The following is a 15,281-nucleotide window of genomic DNA, read 5'->3' as shown; positions in this document are numbered from 1 at the left end:
CATGACACGTACACCGGAAACGCCCCCGCCGCTGATCACCGTCCTCGGCGCCTCGGGCTTCGTGGGTTCGGCCGTCGTCCGCGCGCTGGCGCGCCGCCCGGTCCGCCTGCGGATGGTGGCACGCAGGGCGAGCGTGCCGCCTCCCGGCCCGGCCCGGACGACCGTCGTCACCGCCGATCTCACCGACAGGGATGCGCTCGCCGAGGCGGTCGCCGGATCGGACGCGGTGGTACATCTGCTCCTCGCGGACGGCGGGTGGCGGGCGGCCGAGAGCGACCCGGGGGCCGAGCGCGTGAACGTGGGCGTGATGCAGGACCTGATCGACGTGGTACGGCCGGGGCCTGGCGGGGCGCCTGCGCTGGTCGTGTACGGCGGCGCCGCCTCGCAGGTCGGCGCGCCGCCGCGGGAGCCGCTCGACGGCAGCGAGCCCGACCACCCCGAAACCGCCTACGACCGGCAGAAGCTGACGGCGGAGCAGGTGTTGGAGAAGGCCACGGCCGAGGGCCGGGTGCGCGGCATCGGTCTGCGCCTGCCCACGGTCTTCGGCGAGGCCGCCGCTCCCGGCGCCGCCGACCGTGGCGTCGTCTCCGCCATGGCACGCCGCGCACTGGCGGGCCGGACGCTCACCATGTGGCACGACGGCACCGTGCGGCGGGACCTGGTCCATGTCGAGGACGTCGCGGCCGCGTTCGCCGCGGCGCTCGACCACCCCGACCCTCTCTTGGGCGCCCACTGGCTGGTCGGCGCGGGCCGCGGCGACGCGCTCGGCGACGTCTTCCGGCTCGTCGCCCACGCGGCGGCCGAGCACACGGGCCGGCCGCCGGTCCCCGTGGTGTCCGTGGAACCGCCCGCGCACGCCCCGGTCACCGACTTCCGCAGCGTGACGATCGACTCCTCGCCGTTCCGGGCGGCCACGGGCTGGCGGCCCCTCGTCCCGCTCGCCGGAGGGATACGCCGCACCGTCGCGGCCCTGGCCCGGCAGCGGGAGAACGACCCGGCGGCGGTCCGGTGAAAACAACCACCCCCGACAGAAGGGCCGGCACATGACCACGCGCGTATGGGACTACCTCACGGAGTACGAGACCGAGCGTCAGGACATCCTCGACGCCGTCGAAACGGTCTTCGCATCGGGACAGCTCGTGCTCGGCGAGAGCGTGCGCGGCTTCGAGGCCGAATTCGCCGCCTACCACGGGGTGGACCACTGCGTCGGTGTCGACAACGGCACGAACGCGATCAAGCTGGGACTCCAGGCCCTGGGCGTCGGACCGGGCGACGAGGTGATCACGGTGTCGAACACCGCGGCACCGACCGTGATCGCCATCGACGCCACGGGCGCCACCCCCGTCTTCGTCGACGTCCGCGCGGACGACCACCTCATGGACACCGCCCAGGTCGCGGCGGCGATCACCCCGCGCACACGCTGCCTCCTGCCCGTACACCTCTACGGCCAGTGCGTCGACATGGCTCCCCTGACGGAGCTCGCCGACCGGCACGGCCTGGCCGTCCTGGAGGACTGCGCCCAGGCGCACGGAGCCCGGCAGGGCGGCAGGACGGCGGGCACGACGGGTGACGTGGCGGCCTTCTCCTTCTATCCCACCAAGGTCCTCGGCGCGTACGGGGACGGCGGCGCGGTGCTCACCTCGGACGCGTCCGTGGCAGAGCGGCTGCGGCGGCTGCGGTACTACGGCATGGAAGAGCGCTACTACACCCTGGAGACGCCCGCCCACAACAGCCGTCTCGACGAGGTCCAGGCCGAGATCCTGCGGCGCAAGCTCAAGCGGCTCGACAGCTACGTCGCCGGCCGCAGGGCCGTCGCCCGGCGCTACGCCGACGGTCTCGCCGACACCGGTCTGCACCTTCCGCACACCGCCCCGGGCAACGAGCACGTCCACTACGTGTACGTGGTGCGCCATCCCCGCCGCGACACCGTCATCGAGCGCCTCAAGGCCTACGACATCCACCTGAACATCAGCTATCCGTGGCCGGTGCACACCATGACCGGCTTCGCCCACCTCGGGTACGCGGCGGGCTCGCTTCCGGTCACCGAGGCGCTGGCCGCCGAGATCTTCTCGCTGCCGATGTACCCCTCGCTCTCCCCCGACCAGCAGGACAAGGTCATCCACGCCGTGCGCGAGGTACTGAAAACACTGTGACATCCGGGAGCCGACATGAAAGCACGCGAACTCACCGTCGACGGCGCACTCGAGTTCACCCCCCGCGTCTTCCCCGACGAACGGGGCCTGTTCCTCTCGCCGTTCCAGGAGGAGGCGTTCACCGAGGCGCACGGCGCCCCGCTCTTCCGCGTCGCGCAGACCAACCACAGCGTGTCCCGGCGCGGGGTGGTCCGGGGAATCCACTACACCGTGACGCCGCCCGGGACCGCGAAGTACGTCTACTGCGCCCGCGGGAAGGCCTTGGACGTCGTGGTCGACATCAGGGCCGGCTCGCCGACGTTCGGCCGGTGGGACTCGGTGCTGATGGACCAGCGGGACCACCGTGCCACCTATCTCCCCGTGGGAGTGGGCCACGCGTTCGTGGCGCTCGAGGACGACACCGTCATGGCGTACCTGCTCTCCGAGAGCTATGTGGCCGAGCACGAACTCGCCCTGTCCGTCCTCGATCCGGCTCTCGGGCTGCCTCTGCCCCGGGACACCGAACCGGTCCTCTCCGAGCGGGACCGTGCGGCGCCCACGCTCGCCGAGGCACGGGAGCGGGGCCTGCTGCCGGAGTACGACCGCTGCCAGGAGATCGAGCGGGGGCGGCTCACCGACACCCCGGCCCTCCCCCGATGATCCCGATGCCCCCGAAGCGTTCCCCGATCCGCGCCACCCTTCCCGCACCCACCGACCGAAAGGCCACCGCCATGACCGACTCCGCCCAGACGCTGCCGGTGCCGGAAGCCGTCGGCGAGCTGTACGACCGGCTGACGCTGAGCGCGATGAACGACGGCACGTTCAACACCAACGTCCACATCGGCTACTGGGACACACCGGACTCCGAGGCCACCGTCGAGGAGGCGATGGACCGGCTCACCGATGTGTTCATCGACTGGCTGAAGGTGGACCGTTCGTCCCATGTCCTGGACCTGGGCTGCGGGGTGGGCGGCCCCGGTCTGCGGGTCGTGGCGCACACCGGCGCGCGGGTCACCGGCATCAGCATCAGCGAGGAGCAGATCAGGACCGCCAACCGGCTGGCGGCCGAGGCCGGCCTCGCCGACCGGGCCGTCTTCCGGCACGGCGACGCGATGGAACTCCCCTTCGCGGACGCCTCGTTCGACGCCGTCATGGCCCTGGAGTCCATCTGCCACATGCCGGACCGGCAGCAGGTGCTCACCGACGTGGCCAGGGTGCTCGCCCCCGGCGGCCGGCTCGTCCTGACCGACATCTTCGAGCGCCACCCGCGCAAGGAGGTACGCCACCCCGGCATCGACAAGTTCTGCCGCGACCTCATGTCGACCACCGCGGACATCGACGACTACGTCGCCCTGCTCCACCGCTCCGGCCTGCGGCTGCGCGCCGTCCTCGACATCACCGAGCAGACCACGCTGCGCCTCGCCGACGAGCTGGCGAAGCTGGGAGGCGCCGAGGAGCGCCCCGCGGCGATGAACGAGGGCAACTTCGACTTCTCCGACGACGCCTTCCGGCCGTCCGACCTGGCGGGGGCCGACGACTTCGGCTGCCTCCTGGTCGTCGCGGAACGCCCCTGAGCCGCCGAGGCGCCGGGAGCGGCCCCGCGCCCCGGCGCCTCCTGTATCGAGGAAAGGCTAGGACGACATGACGCGTTCCGATGATTTCACCGATGTGCTGATCGTGGGCGGCGGCCCGGTCGGGATGGCGCTGGCGCTGGACCTGACGTATCGCGGGATCGACTGCGTGGTCGCCGACGCCGGTGACGGAACGGTCCGGCACCCCAAGGTGAGCACGATCGGTCCGCGCTCGATGGAGCTGCTGCGCCGCTGGGGTGTCGCGGACGCCGTCCGCGGCGCAGGATGGCCGGCCGGCCATCCCCTGGACATCGCCTGGGTCACCCGGGTCGGCGGCCACGAGGTGCACCGCTACCGCCGGGGGACGGCCGGTGACCGCCCGGCCTTCGCGCACACTCCCGAGCCGGACCAGATATGCCCGGCGCACTGGCTGAACCCGGTGCTGACGCGGGCCGTGGGCGTCCACCCGGACGGTCCGCTCCGGCTCCGTACCACCGTCGACCGGGTGGTGCGGGGCGAGGACCATGTCGAGGCCACCCTGACCGACCATGCCACCGGCCGGGCCGGCACGGTCCGGGCGCGGTTCCTGGTCGCCTGCGACGGCGCCGCCTCCCCGGTCCGGCAGGCGTGCGGCATCGACGCGCCGGCCCGCCACCGTACGCAGGTCTTCCGCAACATCCTCTTCCGCGCCCCCGAGCTGCGGGAGCGGCTCGGGGAGCGGGCCGCGCTCGTCCACTTCCTGTTGCTGTCGTCGACGCTGCGCTTCCCCCTGCGCGCGCTGAACGGCCGCGATCTGTACAACCTGGTGGTCGGCGTGGACGACGACTCGGCCGGCCGTGCGGACGCGCTGTCGTTGATCGGGGACGCGCTCGCCTTCGACACGCCGGTGGAGGTGTTGAGCGACGGCGAGTGGCATCTGACCCACCGCGTCGCCGACCGGTACCGCGCCGGGCGCGTCTTCCTGGCCGGCGACGCCGCGCACACCCTGTCGCCCTCGGGTGGCTTCGGGCTCAACACCGGCATCGCCGACGCCGCCGACCTGGGCTGGAAGATCGCCGCCACGGTCGACGGCTGGGCCGGGCCCGGGCTGCTCGACACGTACGAGACCGAGCGCAGGCCGATCGCGGTGGAGAGCCTGGAGGAGGCCAACCTGAATTTGCAGCGCACGCTGGGCAGGCAGGTGCCGGCCGAGATCCACCTGGACGGGCCGGCGGGTGAGCGGGCCCGCAGGGAGATGGCCGGGCGGCTGGAGAGCAGCGGCGTGCAGCGGGAGTTCGACGCCCCGGAGATCCACTTCGGGCTGCGCTACCGCTCCCCGATCGTCGTCGAGGACCCCGGCGTGCCCGTACGCCAGGGCAGGCCGGACGCCGACTGGCGCCCCGGCAGCGAGCCGGGCTACCGCGCCGCGCACGCGTGGTGGGACGCCACCACGTCCACGCTCGATCTGTTCGGGCAGGGATTCGTCCTGCTGCGCTTCGCGGAGCACGGTGAACTCGCCGGTGTGGAGCGGGCGTTCGCCGATCGCGGCGTGCCGCTGACCGTGCTCGGCGGTGGCGACGGGGAGGTCGCCAAGCTCTACGAACGGCCCTTCGTGCTGGTCCGCCCGGACGGCCATGTGGCCTGGCGGGGCGACGAGCCACCCCGGGACCCGGCCGCGCTGGCCGACACCGTACGGGGCGCGGGGGCCGGGGAGTAGCGGGAGAGCGGTCCGCCGAAGGACGTGGGCCGGGCGCGACCGCCCTGGCGCCGGCATGGCATCACCGCGCCACCACCTGGCACCGCGTGGCGCCACCTGACACCTAACTGGTGCCCGGTGGCGCCACTTCTGCTTGCCATGGCGCCATTTTGGTGCCACTATCTTCTTCATGGACCTGACCCCCTACGTCGATCACCTCCGCCGTGAGCTCGCGGTCGCCGCGAACGCCGGCGGGGACGAGGCACGCGCCCTGGCCGAGCGGCTGACCGCGCCGCTGGAGTCGGCCGCCCGGCTGACCCTGCTCAACGCGCTGTCCGCCGCGTCGAACGAGATCACGCGTGACCTGGCGCCGGGGTCGGTGGACGTACGGCTGCGGGGGCTCGACCCGGAATTCGTGGTGACGGCTCCGCTGGCCGCGGAGGGCTCCGGTGACGTCGCTCCCGACGTGGCGGCACCGATGGCGCCACCTGTGGCACCGGTGGCGCCACACGCCGCGGACGGCGAGGAGGGCGGTACGGCCCGGATCAACTTCCGGCTCCCGGCGCCCCTCAAGGCCCGCGTCGAGGACGCCGCCGGCCAGGAGGGCCTGTCGGTCAACGCCTGGCTCGTACGGGCGGTGGCCCTCGCCCTGGAACCGGGCGGACCGGCCCAGCCGGCCGCACGCGCCACCGGGTCGGGCAAGAGCTACCGGGGCTGGGTCCGCTAGCCGGAGCACCACCGCATCACCCGCGCCATCCGCGCGAACACCCACCAGAGCCAAGAGGACGGGACAGCCATGCCTTCTTTCGAAACCCCCGAGCCCATCACCGCGGTCGTCGAGATCGAGGTCGGCAACGTGCGGATCGCCGCGAGCAAGCGCACGGACACGGTCGTCGAGGTGCTGCCGAGCGACGGCGCCGAGGAGGTCGACGTACGGGTGGTGCAGCAGACCAAGGTCACGTACGCCAATGGCGTCCTGACCGTGAAGGGGCCGAAGAAGCGCTCGCCGTTCGGCAAGTACGGATCGGTCGACGTGACCGTCGAACTGCCCGCCGGCTCCCACCTGCGGGGCACCACCTCCGTGGGGGACTACACCTCCGAAGGGCCGCTCGGGGAGTGCCGGGTCAAGACCTCGCTCGGCGACATCCGGCTCGACGAGACCGGTGTCACGAACCTGCGTACGGGCACCGGCGAGATCCGTGTCGGCCGGGCCGTGGGTGACGCCGAGATCCACGGGATGGGCCGGGCCGAGATCGGCAGCATCACGGGTGCGGCGACCGTCAAGAACGGCAACGGCGACACCACGATCGGCGAGATCACGGACCACCTGAAGGCCAACTCCTCCAACGGGCACATCACGGTCGGCGTGGCCCACGGGTCCGTGGAGGCCAAGTCCGCCAACGGCGCCATCCGCCTCGGCGAGGTGGCCCGCGGCGTGATGCGGCTCCAGACCGCCGCGGGCGACGTGGAGGTCGGCATCCGCGAGTCCACCGCGGCCTGGCTGGACGTCAACTGCCGCATCGGCACCGTCCGCAACTCCCTCGGCGCCGCCGAGAGCCCCGACAGCTCCGACGAGACCGTCGAGATCCACGCCCGCACCGGCGCCGGCGACATCGTGATCCGACGCGCCTGACCCCTCCCCCGCCGCCGGACAGACACACCAGGCACCTCTCGCACCACAAGTCACACCACGATCAGGCCCGTGTGGCATGTCACGGTGACATGTCACACCTCACAGAGAGATGTGACCGCGCATGACCGCGCCCACTACCGCGCCCATCCTCACGGCCCCGCCGGCGATCTCCGCCCTGGGACTGCGGAAGTCCTACGGCGACAAGGTCGTCCTGGACGGCATCGACCTGACCATTCCCGAGGGCAGCATCTTCGCCCTGCTCGGCCCCAACGGCGCCGGCAAGACCACCACCGTCCAGATCCTCTCCACGCTCATCGCCGCCGACGGCGGCCAGGCCCAGGTCGCCGGCCGCGACCTGACGCGCGAAGCCGACGGCGTACGCGCCGCCATCGGGGTCACCGGCCAGTTCGCCGCGGTCGACAACCTCCTCACCGCCGAAGAGAACCTCCTCCTCATGGCCGACCTCCAGCACGTCCCCCGCGCGGAGGGCAGGCGGCGGGCCGCCGAACTGCTGCGCCGGTTCGAGCTGACCGAGGCCGCCCGCAAGCCCGTCGTCACCTTCTCCGGCGGGATGCGCCGCAAGCTCGACCTGGCGATGACCCTGGTCGGCGACCCGCGGATCATCTTCCTCGACGAGCCGACCACCGGGCTCGACCCCCGCAGCCGCCGCACCATGTGGGAGATCATCCGCGACCTCGTCGTCGCCGACGGCGTGACCATCTTCCTCACCACGCAGTACCTGGACGAGGCCGACCAGCTCGCCGACCGGATCGCCGTCCTCGACCGGGGCAGGCTGGTCGCCGAGGGCACGGCGGACGAACTCAAGCGCCTCATACCCGGCGGGCACATCCGCCTCCAGTTCGCCGACCTCACCGAACTCGACGCCGCCGCACGGCACTTCGGCGCGGCGGCCCGCGATCCGGAGGAGCTGACGCTGCGGATCCCCAGCGACGGCAGCATCCCGACCCTGCGCGCCGTACTCGACGTCCTGGACGACGCCGCCGTACGGGCCGAGTCCCTGACCGTGCACACGCCCGACCTCGACGACGTCTTCCTCACCCTCACCGGTCACGGCACCCCCGACACCACCACGGAGATGGCCCGATGAGCTCCCTCGCGTACGCCGTCAGCGACTCGATGACGATGCTGCGGCGCAACCTCAAGCACGCACAGCGCTACCCCGCGATGTCCCTCTCCGTCGTCATCATGCCCGTGATGATGCTGCTGCTGTTCAACTACGCCTTCGGCGGGGCGCTCGGCGCGGGCATCTCCGGCGGGCCGACCGGCGGCGGCTCGTACATCGACTACGTCGCGCCCGGCATCATCCTGATGACCGCGACCGCCGGGGCGGTGTCGACGGCGGTCGGCGTCTGCGTCGACATGACCGAGGGCATCGTCAACCGGTTCCGTACGCTGTCGATCTCCCGCGCCGCGTTCCTGACCGGGCACGTCCTCGGCAGCGTCATCCAGACCCTGATCGCCATCGCCCTGGTCATCGGCGTCGCGCTCGCCATCGGCTTCCGCCCCGACGCCTCCGCCGTCGAGTGGCTCGCCGCGATCGGCCTGCTCACGCTGCTCGCCCTGGCACTGACCTGGCTCTCGGCCGGCATCGGCCTGGTGTCCAGGACGCCGGAGTCGGCGAGCAACACCCCGATGCCGCTGACCTTCCTGCCCTTCCTCGGCAGCGCCATCGTCCCGACCGACTCGATGCCGGCCGGACTGCGCTGGTTCGCCGAGTACCAGCCCTTCACACCCGCCATCGAGACCCTGCGCGGCCTGCTGATGGGCACCGGGATCGGCAACAGCGGGTACATCGCGGTCGCGTGGTGCGTCGGGCTCACCCTCGTCGGCTACTTCTGGTCCCGGTCCGCCTTCGGCCGCACCTCCAAGCGGTAACCGCCGCTTCCCTCATGCCACTTCGCACTACTGCACCGTCCATGCGTCACAGGTCACCGTTCACCGCACGTCACTCTCCACGGAGGACACCATGCAGCACGAACCGTCGCTCACCGAGCCGGTTACGCTTCCGACGCAGCGCGCCGCCGGCTGCCCCTTCGACCCGCCCGCCGGCCTCGCGGAGCTGCGCGAGCAGCGGCCGCTGACCCGGATGACGTACCCCGACGGGCACGTCGGCTGGCTGGCCACCGGATACCCGGCGGTCCGTGCGATCCTCGGCGACCCCCGCTTCAGCTCACGGTACGAGCTGCTGCACTACCCCTTCCCGGGCGGCCCCGAGGGCCCGCTGCCGCCCGCGCCCGTCGGGGACATGACGGGGATGGACGCGCCCGAGCACACCCGCTACCGGCGGCTGCTGATGGGGAAGTTCACCGTCCGCCGGATGCGCCAACTCACCGACCGCGTCGAGGAGATCACCGCCGAGCACCTGGACGCCCTGGAACACCGAGGGCCCGGCGCCGACCTGGTGAAGGCCTTCGCCCGGCCCATCCCCGCGCTGGTGATCTGCGAGCTGCTCGGCGTTCCGTACGCCGACCGCGACCGCTTCCAGGGCCACGCCGACACGATCATGTCCATGGACGCGCCGCCCGAGGAGGGGTACGCGGCCATGGCCGCCCTCCAGGAGTACATGGCCCATCTGGTCGCCGCCAAGCGCGCCGACCCCTCCGACGACCTGCTCGGCGACCTGGCCTGCGACTCCGACCTCACCGACGAGGAACTGATCGGTATCGGCGCCTTCCTGCTCGCCGCCGGTCTCGACACCACCGCCAACATGATCGCCCACGGGACGTTCGCGCTGCTCACCAACCCGGCCCAGGCCGAGGCCCTGCGCACGGACCCGGACCTCGCGCCCCGGGCCGTCGAGGAACTGATGCGGTATCTGACCGTCGCCCCCACCACCGTGAGGTCCGCGCTGGAGGACGTCGAAGTGGAGGGACAGATGATCAAGGCCGGTGAGAGCGTCACGATCTCGCTGGAGGCCGCCAACCGCGACCGGGAGCGGTTCCCCGACCCGGACGTTCTCGACCTGCACCGCAAGGCCACGGGGCATCTGGGCTTCGGGCACGGCATCCACCAGTGCCTGGGGCAGCAACTGGCCCGCGTCGAGCTGATGGTCGCCCTGCCCGCGCTGCTCGGCCGGTTCCCCACGCTGCGCCTGGACGTGCCGGCCGACGAGGTGCCGCTGCGGACGAACATGAACATCTACGGGGTGCACCGGCTGCCGGTCACCTGGGACGAGGACTGATCCCATGGACGTCCGCGTCGACCGCGACCGGTGCATCGGCGCCGGAATGTGCGCCCTCACCGCCCCCGAGATCTTCGACCAGGACGAGGACGAGGGCCTGGTCGTCCTCCTGAACACCCGCCCGCCGCAGGAGCGGCGCGCGGCAGTCCGTATCGCCGCCGGCGCGTGCCCCGCCGCGGTCATCACCCTCACCGAGCAGGACACCTCCACCGCCCCTTAGGCGCGGCCCCGCCGCCGTCATCACCCTCACGGAGCCGGGCACCTCCACCGCCTCCCAGGCGCGGCCCCCTCCCCGCGCGTCGCCCCCGAGGCGACCTCCACTCCCGGCGGGCAACTCCCCCGCCGCCAGGCGCCGGGCACCGCGGTTCACACCCGACGCACCTCGCGATCCGGCCCGCAGCGCCGCCGCGGTGTCGGCACGACGCCCCGCCCCGGCACACCGCCGTCAACGTCCCCGCCGAAACACCCGATGCGGCCCTGCCCGCACGCCATGGCGGCCGGCCAGGCGGTGTCCCCGGCCGGCGCGACCGAGCGCCTCTCCCGCCCGCGGAAACACCGTCCCGCCGCCGACGGCACCGCACGTGTGCCGCCGGCGGCGGGACCACCTCCCACCCGGCCCCTATGCCCACCCACCACCACCTCACCGACAGGACCTTCCCCACCGTGGCTACCTTCCTCTCCCATCTGGGCCGTTTCGCCTTCCGAAGGCGGGGCCTGGTCGTCGTCCTGTGGCTCCTGGCCCTCTTCGGCGCGGGCTTCGCGGCCTCGACCGCCCCCGCCCCGCCCGCCGACACCTTCTCCATGCCGGGCACGGAGTCGCAGAAGGCGTTCGACCTCCTCCAGCGGAAGTTCCCGGACGCTCGCGCGGACGGCGCCACCGCCCGCGTCGTCATCCGCGCCCCCGGCGCCGAGAAGATCACCTCCCCCACCCGTAAGGCACAGGTCGACCGGCTCGTCGCGGACGTGGCCAAGGCGCCTCAAGTCGCCGGCGTGCCCGACCCGTTCGCGGCGAACGCCGTGAGCGGCGACCGTACGACGACGTACGCGTACGTCACGTACGAGACGAAGGCGACCGAGCTGACCGACGCCGCGCGCAAGGGACTTGACGACGCGATGGAGCGGGCCCGTGACACCGGACTCGTCGTCGAGGCGGGCGGCGACGCCGTCAGGATCGAGCAGACGATGGGCGGTACGGGCGAGCAGATCGGCATCCTCATCTCCGCCGTCGTCCTCCTCCTCACCTTCGGCTCCCTGATCGCCGCCGGGATGCCGCTGCTGACGGCCCTGATCGGCGTCGGCATAGGCATCAGCGGCATCACCGCGCTCGGCAGCACGCTCGGGTTGTCGTCGACCACGTCGACGCTGGCGATGATGATCGGCCTCGCCGTGGCCATCGACTACGCCCTGTTCATCGTCTCCCGCTACCGTTCCGAGATCGCCGAGGGGCGTGAGCGCGCCGAAGCCGCCGCACGCGCCGTCGGCACCGCGGGCTCGGCCGTCGTCTTCGCCGGACTCACCGTGATCATCGCCCTGGCGGGCCTCGCGGTGGTGAACGTCCCGATGCTCACCAAGATGGGCCTGACCGCGGCCGGCACGGTCGCCGTCGCCGTACTCGTCGCGATCACCTTCGTCCCGGCGCTCCTCGGCTTCGCCCCCGTCAGGGTCCTCGCCCGCCGGGACCGCAAGCAGTACACCGGCAAGCCTCTGTCGAAGCGTCAGCAGCGCAAGGCCGACAAGCGCGCGGCCCGCCGCAGGCCCAACCTCGGCGCCCGCTGGGCGGGGCTCGTGCTGCGCCACCCCGTCGCCGTCCTCCTGATCGGTGTGGTCGGCCTGGGCACGGTCGCCGTGCCCGCCGCGAGCCTCGAACTGGGGCTGCCGGGCGAGGGCACCATGGCGCCGCACACCACCCAGCGCAAGGCGTACGACATGCTGTCGGACTCCTTCGGGCCCGGCTTCAACGGGCCGCTGACGGTGACCGTCGAGGCGAAGGACGTGAAGACGACGGCGGAGCGGGTCCGCACGGCGCTGAAGGAGGTCCACGGCGTCGACGCCGTCTCCCCCGCCACCACCAACCCGTCCGGCGACACCGCCCTCGTCAACGTCGTCCCCAGCACCGGTCCGACGGACACCAGGACCGAGGAGCTGGTGCGCACGCTGCGCGGCATGGCGGGCGGTCTCGAATCCCGCACGGGCGCCACGGAGATCATGTTGGCCGGTCAGACCGCGATGTTCATCGACTTCTCGCAGACCCTGGACGACGCGCTGCTGCCCTACCTCGGCCTGGTCGTCGGTCTGGCCTTCCTGCTGCTGATGCTGGTCTTCCGGTCCGTGCTGGTCCCGCTCAAGGCGGCCCTCGGGTTCCTGCTGTCGGTGGGCGCGGCCCTCGGCGCCGTCGTGGCCGTCTTCCAGTGGGGCTGGCTCGCCGGCCTGGTCGGCGTCGACCAGCCGGGCCCCGTCATGAGCACCCTGCCGATCTTCATGATCGGTGTGGTCTTCGGCCTCGCCATGGACTACGAGGTCTTCCTGGTGTCCCGGATGCGTGAGGCGTACGTCCACGGAGCCCGGCCCGGCGAGGCGGTCGTCACCGGCTTCCGGTACGGCGGCCGGGTGGTCGGCGCGGCCGCGATCATCATGACCAGCGTCTTCTCCGGCTTCATCATGGAGGACAACGACTTCGTCAAGATGATCGGCTTCGGCCTCGCGGCAGCCGTCCTCTTCGACGCCTTCGTCGTCCGCATGGCCGTCGTACCCGCCCTGTTCGCCCTGCTCGGCAGGTCCGCCTGGTGGCTGCCGAAGTGGCTCGACCGGCTCCTGCCGGACATCGACGTCGAGGGCGAGAAGCTGACCCGGCGGCCCGCGGCGCACTCGGCCCGCGAGACCCACCTCGTGGGCTGACGCACCGCCACCACCCGCCACTCCCACGCAGCGGGCGAAGGCTCAACCGCCGGCGCTGATACGGGCGATGAGCAGGGCGATGTCGTCGTCGGCGGCGGTGGGGACGAGGTGCGTGAGCAGGCTGTCGCACAGGGCGGTCAGGGACGGCGTGGGCTGTGCGAGCACATGGGTCAGTTCGGTGAGGCGTTCGTCGATGTCGCAGCCACGGGCCTCGATGAGGCCGTCGGTGTACAGGACGAGGAGGCTGCCCGGTGGCAGGGCGAGATCGGTGGTGGTGAAGCGTGTACCACCCACGCCCAGCGGGACACCGGGCGGCACGTCGACAAGGCGCGCGGCGCCGTCCGCGGTGACGATCGCGGGCGGCGGGTGGCCGGCGCGTGTGATGCGGCAGTGGCCGGTCGCCGGGTCGACCACGATGCAGAGGAAGGTGGCGAGCATCGGTTCGGCGAGGTCCTGCAGGGCCGCCTCCAGGTGGTACAGCAGCTCTTCGGGCGCGAGGTCGAGGCGGGCGAGCGCTCTGACGCTGGCGGAGAGTCGTCCCATCACCGCTGCGGCCGCGGTGCCGTGTCCCATCACGTCGCCGATGACCAGCGCGGCCCTGCCGCCCTTCAGGGGGACCACGTCGTACCAGTCCCCGCCGACTTCGTTGACGTCGCTGGCGGGCAGGTAGCGGTGGGCGATCTCGATCCCCGGCGGCGGGGCGATGTGCTGGGGCAGCATGCTGCGTTGCAGGACGGCGGCGGTGTCGTGTTCGCGGTGGTAGAGGCGGGCGTTGTCCACGCACACGGCGGCGCGGGCGGCCAGCTCCCGGGCCAGGGCGACCTCGTTCTCCGTGAACGGCCCCACGGGGCGGGTGCGGTAGAAGGTGGCGGCCCCGAGCACCACGCCGCGGGCCAGCAGCGGCGCCATCACGAATGAGTGCACCCCCTGCTCCAGCAGTCGTGCGGGCACGGCCGGGTGACGGGCCGCCGGGGCGATGGTCTGCTCGTCGAAGTCGGCGACGACGTACGGCTGCCGGTCGGCGAGGGCCCTGGCGTAGGGCGCGGCGGCGGGAAAGGTCAGCGTGTGCCCGAGCGGGGCCAGGACGGTCGCGACCTGTGAGCCGGTCGAGGGCGCCTTTCCCACGCGGCGTAGCTCGGCCCCGCCGACCAGACCTGGACCGAGGTCGCCTCCCGCCACCAGGGCGTCGAGGACGTCGACGGTGACGGCGTCCGCGAGGTCGGGCACGGCGATGTCGGCGAGTTCCTGAGCGGTGCGCTCCAGGTCCAGCGTGGTGCCGATCTTCACGCTGGCCTCGTTGATCAGAGCGAGGTGGCGCCTGCCCGCTTCGGCTTCGAGCTGGGCCTGCTGCTGGACGGTGATGTCGATCAGGGATGCGGCCAGGCCGATCGGACGGCCGTCGGCATCCTCCAGGCGAACGTACGACCCGGACCAGACGCGGTCGTGGTCCGGGTCGGCGGGGGTGCGGCCGGTACGGCGGGAGTCCAGGACCGGTTCCCCGCTTTCCAGGACCCTCCGCATCGCCCCCTCCATGTCCGCGGCGTTCACATCCGGCAGGATCTCCACCAGGCGGCGTCCGATGTGCGCGGCCTGCGGGAGCCCGTTCATCGCCTCCAGTGCGGGATTGACACGCAGGAACCGCAGCTTGGTGTCGAGCACCGCGATGCCGACCGGGGAGCGGGAGAACAGCCCGTCCCACACGGCCGACGATCCACGGATGCGCCGTGCGGCATGGGAATCCGCGGCGAACACCAGCACCGTCGTCCCGCCCCGGTGCCGGGCCGGGACCGGGGCCGCCCAGATCTCCAGCTCCAGCGGGTGCCCCTCGCTGTGCCAGGCGGTCACCATCCCCATGACCCCGCGGCCGGTGACGGCGCTCTCCCACAGCGAGCGGCCGAGGCTCCGGTCCGCGTCGGGGTGCAGCAGATCGGCGATATGCCGGCCGAGCACCTCGTGGGGTGGGTAGCCGAGCAGGTCCTCGGCGGCAGGGTCCCACCGTACGATCCGCCCGTCCGAGCTGGTCGCCACCACGGCAACCGGCAAGGCCCCCAGCCACCCGCCCGCGTCCCGGGCTGCGCCGGTGGTCACCTCTTCGAAGGGCACCTGCTCCATCGTCGCCGCACTTTCCGTGCACGACCCCGCACGACCGTCGTCCCCACCAGTATGGGCCCGC

Annotated in this window: 13 protein-coding genes; 12 read left to right on the top strand and 1 reads right to left on the bottom strand. The window is 72.4% G+C overall.

Annotation, left to right across the window (positions count from 1 at the left end; all coding sequences use genetic code 11):
• Nucleotide 1 precedes the first annotated feature (1 nt).
• The 12 genes from IEZ01_RS01475 (at nucleotide 2) to IEZ01_RS01420 (ending at nucleotide 13,108) form a co-directional block, all read left to right on the top strand.
• A complete protein-coding gene (locus IEZ01_RS01475; protein ID WP_189199405.1) occupies nucleotides 2-1,012 on the top strand; it encodes an SDR family oxidoreductase in 1,011 nt (336 codons plus the stop codon).
• Between the two features lie 31 nt (nucleotides 1,013-1,043).
• A complete protein-coding gene (locus tag IEZ01_RS01470; protein ID WP_189199403.1) occupies nucleotides 1,044-2,153 on the top strand; it encodes a DegT/DnrJ/EryC1/StrS family aminotransferase in 1,110 nt (369 codons plus the stop codon).
• Between the two features lie 15 nt (nucleotides 2,154-2,168).
• Nucleotides 2,169-2,792: a dTDP-4-dehydrorhamnose 3,5-epimerase family protein gene (locus IEZ01_RS01465; RefSeq protein ID WP_019890947.1), complete on the top strand. Its 624-nt coding sequence runs from the start codon at nucleotides 2,169-2,171 to the stop codon at nucleotides 2,790-2,792.
• A gap of 71 nt (nucleotides 2,793-2,863) precedes the next feature.
• Complete coding sequence (locus IEZ01_RS01460) at nucleotides 2,864-3,706, top strand: methyltransferase domain-containing protein (RefSeq protein WP_028798198.1); 843 nt, start codon at nucleotides 2,864-2,866, stop codon at nucleotides 3,704-3,706.
• Nucleotides 3,707-3,773: 67 nt separating this feature from the next.
• A complete protein-coding gene (locus tag IEZ01_RS01455; RefSeq protein ID WP_189199401.1) occupies nucleotides 3,774-5,399 on the top strand; it encodes an FAD-dependent monooxygenase in 1,626 nt (541 codons plus the stop codon).
• Nucleotides 5,400-5,568: 169 nt separating this feature from the next.
• Complete coding sequence (locus IEZ01_RS01450; protein WP_189199399.1) at nucleotides 5,569-6,105, top strand: hypothetical protein; 537 nt, start codon at nucleotides 5,569-5,571, stop codon at nucleotides 6,103-6,105.
• Between the two features lie 69 nt (nucleotides 6,106-6,174).
• Nucleotides 6,175-7,011, top strand: coding sequence for a DUF4097 family beta strand repeat-containing protein (locus IEZ01_RS01445; RefSeq protein ID WP_189199396.1), 837 nt, complete (start codon nucleotides 6,175-6,177; stop codon nucleotides 7,009-7,011).
• Nucleotides 7,012-7,132: 121 nt separating this feature from the next.
• Complete coding sequence (locus IEZ01_RS01440; protein WP_189199394.1) at nucleotides 7,133-8,119, top strand: ATP-binding cassette domain-containing protein; 987 nt, start codon at nucleotides 7,133-7,135, stop codon at nucleotides 8,117-8,119.
• A complete protein-coding gene (locus IEZ01_RS01435; RefSeq protein ID WP_019890941.1) occupies nucleotides 8,116-8,907 on the top strand; it encodes an ABC transporter permease in 792 nt (263 codons plus the stop codon). The genes IEZ01_RS01440 and IEZ01_RS01435 overlap by 4 nt, the downstream gene beginning before the upstream one ends.
• Nucleotides 8,908-8,998: 91 nt before the next feature.
• The gene (locus tag IEZ01_RS01430; RefSeq protein ID WP_019890940.1) at nucleotides 8,999-10,213 is read left to right on the top strand and encodes a cytochrome P450; all 1,215 of its coding nucleotides are present in this window, start codon (nucleotides 8,999-9,001) and stop codon (nucleotides 10,211-10,213) included.
• A 4-nt stretch (nucleotides 10,214-10,217) separates the two neighbouring features.
• Nucleotides 10,218-10,433, top strand: coding sequence for a ferredoxin (locus IEZ01_RS01425; protein ID WP_019890939.1), 216 nt, complete (start codon nucleotides 10,218-10,220; stop codon nucleotides 10,431-10,433).
• A 401-nt stretch (nucleotides 10,434-10,834) separates the two neighbouring features.
• Nucleotides 10,835-13,108 carry an MMPL family transporter gene (locus tag IEZ01_RS01420; protein WP_019890938.1) on the top strand — a complete coding sequence of 758 codons (2,274 nt, stop codon included), beginning with the start codon at nucleotides 10,835-10,837 and terminating at the stop codon, nucleotides 13,106-13,108.
• A 42-nt stretch (nucleotides 13,109-13,150) separates the two neighbouring features.
• Here the strand turns inward: IEZ01_RS01420 and IEZ01_RS01415 are convergent, their stop codons facing one another.
• Nucleotides 13,151-15,220 carry a SpoIIE family protein phosphatase gene (locus tag IEZ01_RS01415; protein ID WP_019890937.1) on the bottom strand — a complete coding sequence of 690 codons (2,070 nt, stop codon included), beginning with the start codon at nucleotides 15,218-15,220 and terminating at the stop codon, nucleotides 13,151-13,153.
• Nucleotides 15,221-15,281: the final 61 nt, after the last annotated feature.

It is taken from the genome of Streptomyces purpureus, assembly GCF_014648195.1.
GTDB classification, from domain to species: domain Bacteria; phylum Actinomycetota; class Actinomycetes; order Streptomycetales; family Streptomycetaceae; genus Streptomyces; species Streptomyces purpureus.
Note: the sequence above shows the minus strand (reverse complement) of the source record. Positions and strands in the feature narration are given on the sequence as shown.

What these genes read in the sequence shown, in the direction of transcription:
- IEZ01_RS01475 (WP_189199405.1), top strand. Translation starts at nt 2, where the DNA reads ATGACACGTACACCGGAAACGCCCCCGCCGCTGATCACCGTCCTCGGC.
- IEZ01_RS01470 (WP_189199403.1), top strand. Translation starts at nt 1,044, where the DNA reads ATGACCACGCGCGTATGGGACTACCTCACGGAGTACGAGACCGAGCGT.
- IEZ01_RS01465 (WP_019890947.1), top strand. Translation starts at nt 2,169, where the DNA reads ATGAAAGCACGCGAACTCACCGTCGACGGCGCACTCGAGTTCACCCCC.
- IEZ01_RS01460 (WP_028798198.1), top strand. Translation starts at nt 2,864, where the DNA reads ATGACCGACTCCGCCCAGACGCTGCCGGTGCCGGAAGCCGTCGGCGAG.
- IEZ01_RS01455 (WP_189199401.1), top strand. Translation starts at nt 3,774, where the DNA reads ATGACGCGTTCCGATGATTTCACCGATGTGCTGATCGTGGGCGGCGGC.
- IEZ01_RS01450 (WP_189199399.1), top strand. Translation starts at nt 5,569, where the DNA reads ATGGACCTGACCCCCTACGTCGATCACCTCCGCCGTGAGCTCGCGGTC.
- IEZ01_RS01445 (WP_189199396.1), top strand. Translation starts at nt 6,175, where the DNA reads ATGCCTTCTTTCGAAACCCCCGAGCCCATCACCGCGGTCGTCGAGATC.
- IEZ01_RS01440 (WP_189199394.1), top strand. Translation starts at nt 7,133, where the DNA reads ATGACCGCGCCCACTACCGCGCCCATCCTCACGGCCCCGCCGGCGATC.
- IEZ01_RS01435 (WP_019890941.1), top strand. Translation starts at nt 8,116, where the DNA reads ATGAGCTCCCTCGCGTACGCCGTCAGCGACTCGATGACGATGCTGCGG.
- IEZ01_RS01430 (WP_019890940.1), top strand. Translation starts at nt 8,999, where the DNA reads ATGCAGCACGAACCGTCGCTCACCGAGCCGGTTACGCTTCCGACGCAG.
- IEZ01_RS01425 (WP_019890939.1), top strand. Translation starts at nt 10,218, where the DNA reads ATGGACGTCCGCGTCGACCGCGACCGGTGCATCGGCGCCGGAATGTGC.
- IEZ01_RS01420 (WP_019890938.1), top strand. Translation starts at nt 10,835, where the DNA reads ATGCCCACCCACCACCACCTCACCGACAGGACCTTCCCCACCGTGGCT.
- IEZ01_RS01415 (WP_019890937.1), bottom strand. Translation starts at nt 15,220, where the DNA reads ATGGAGCAGGTGCCCTTCGAAGAGGTGACCACCGGCGCAGCCCGGGAC.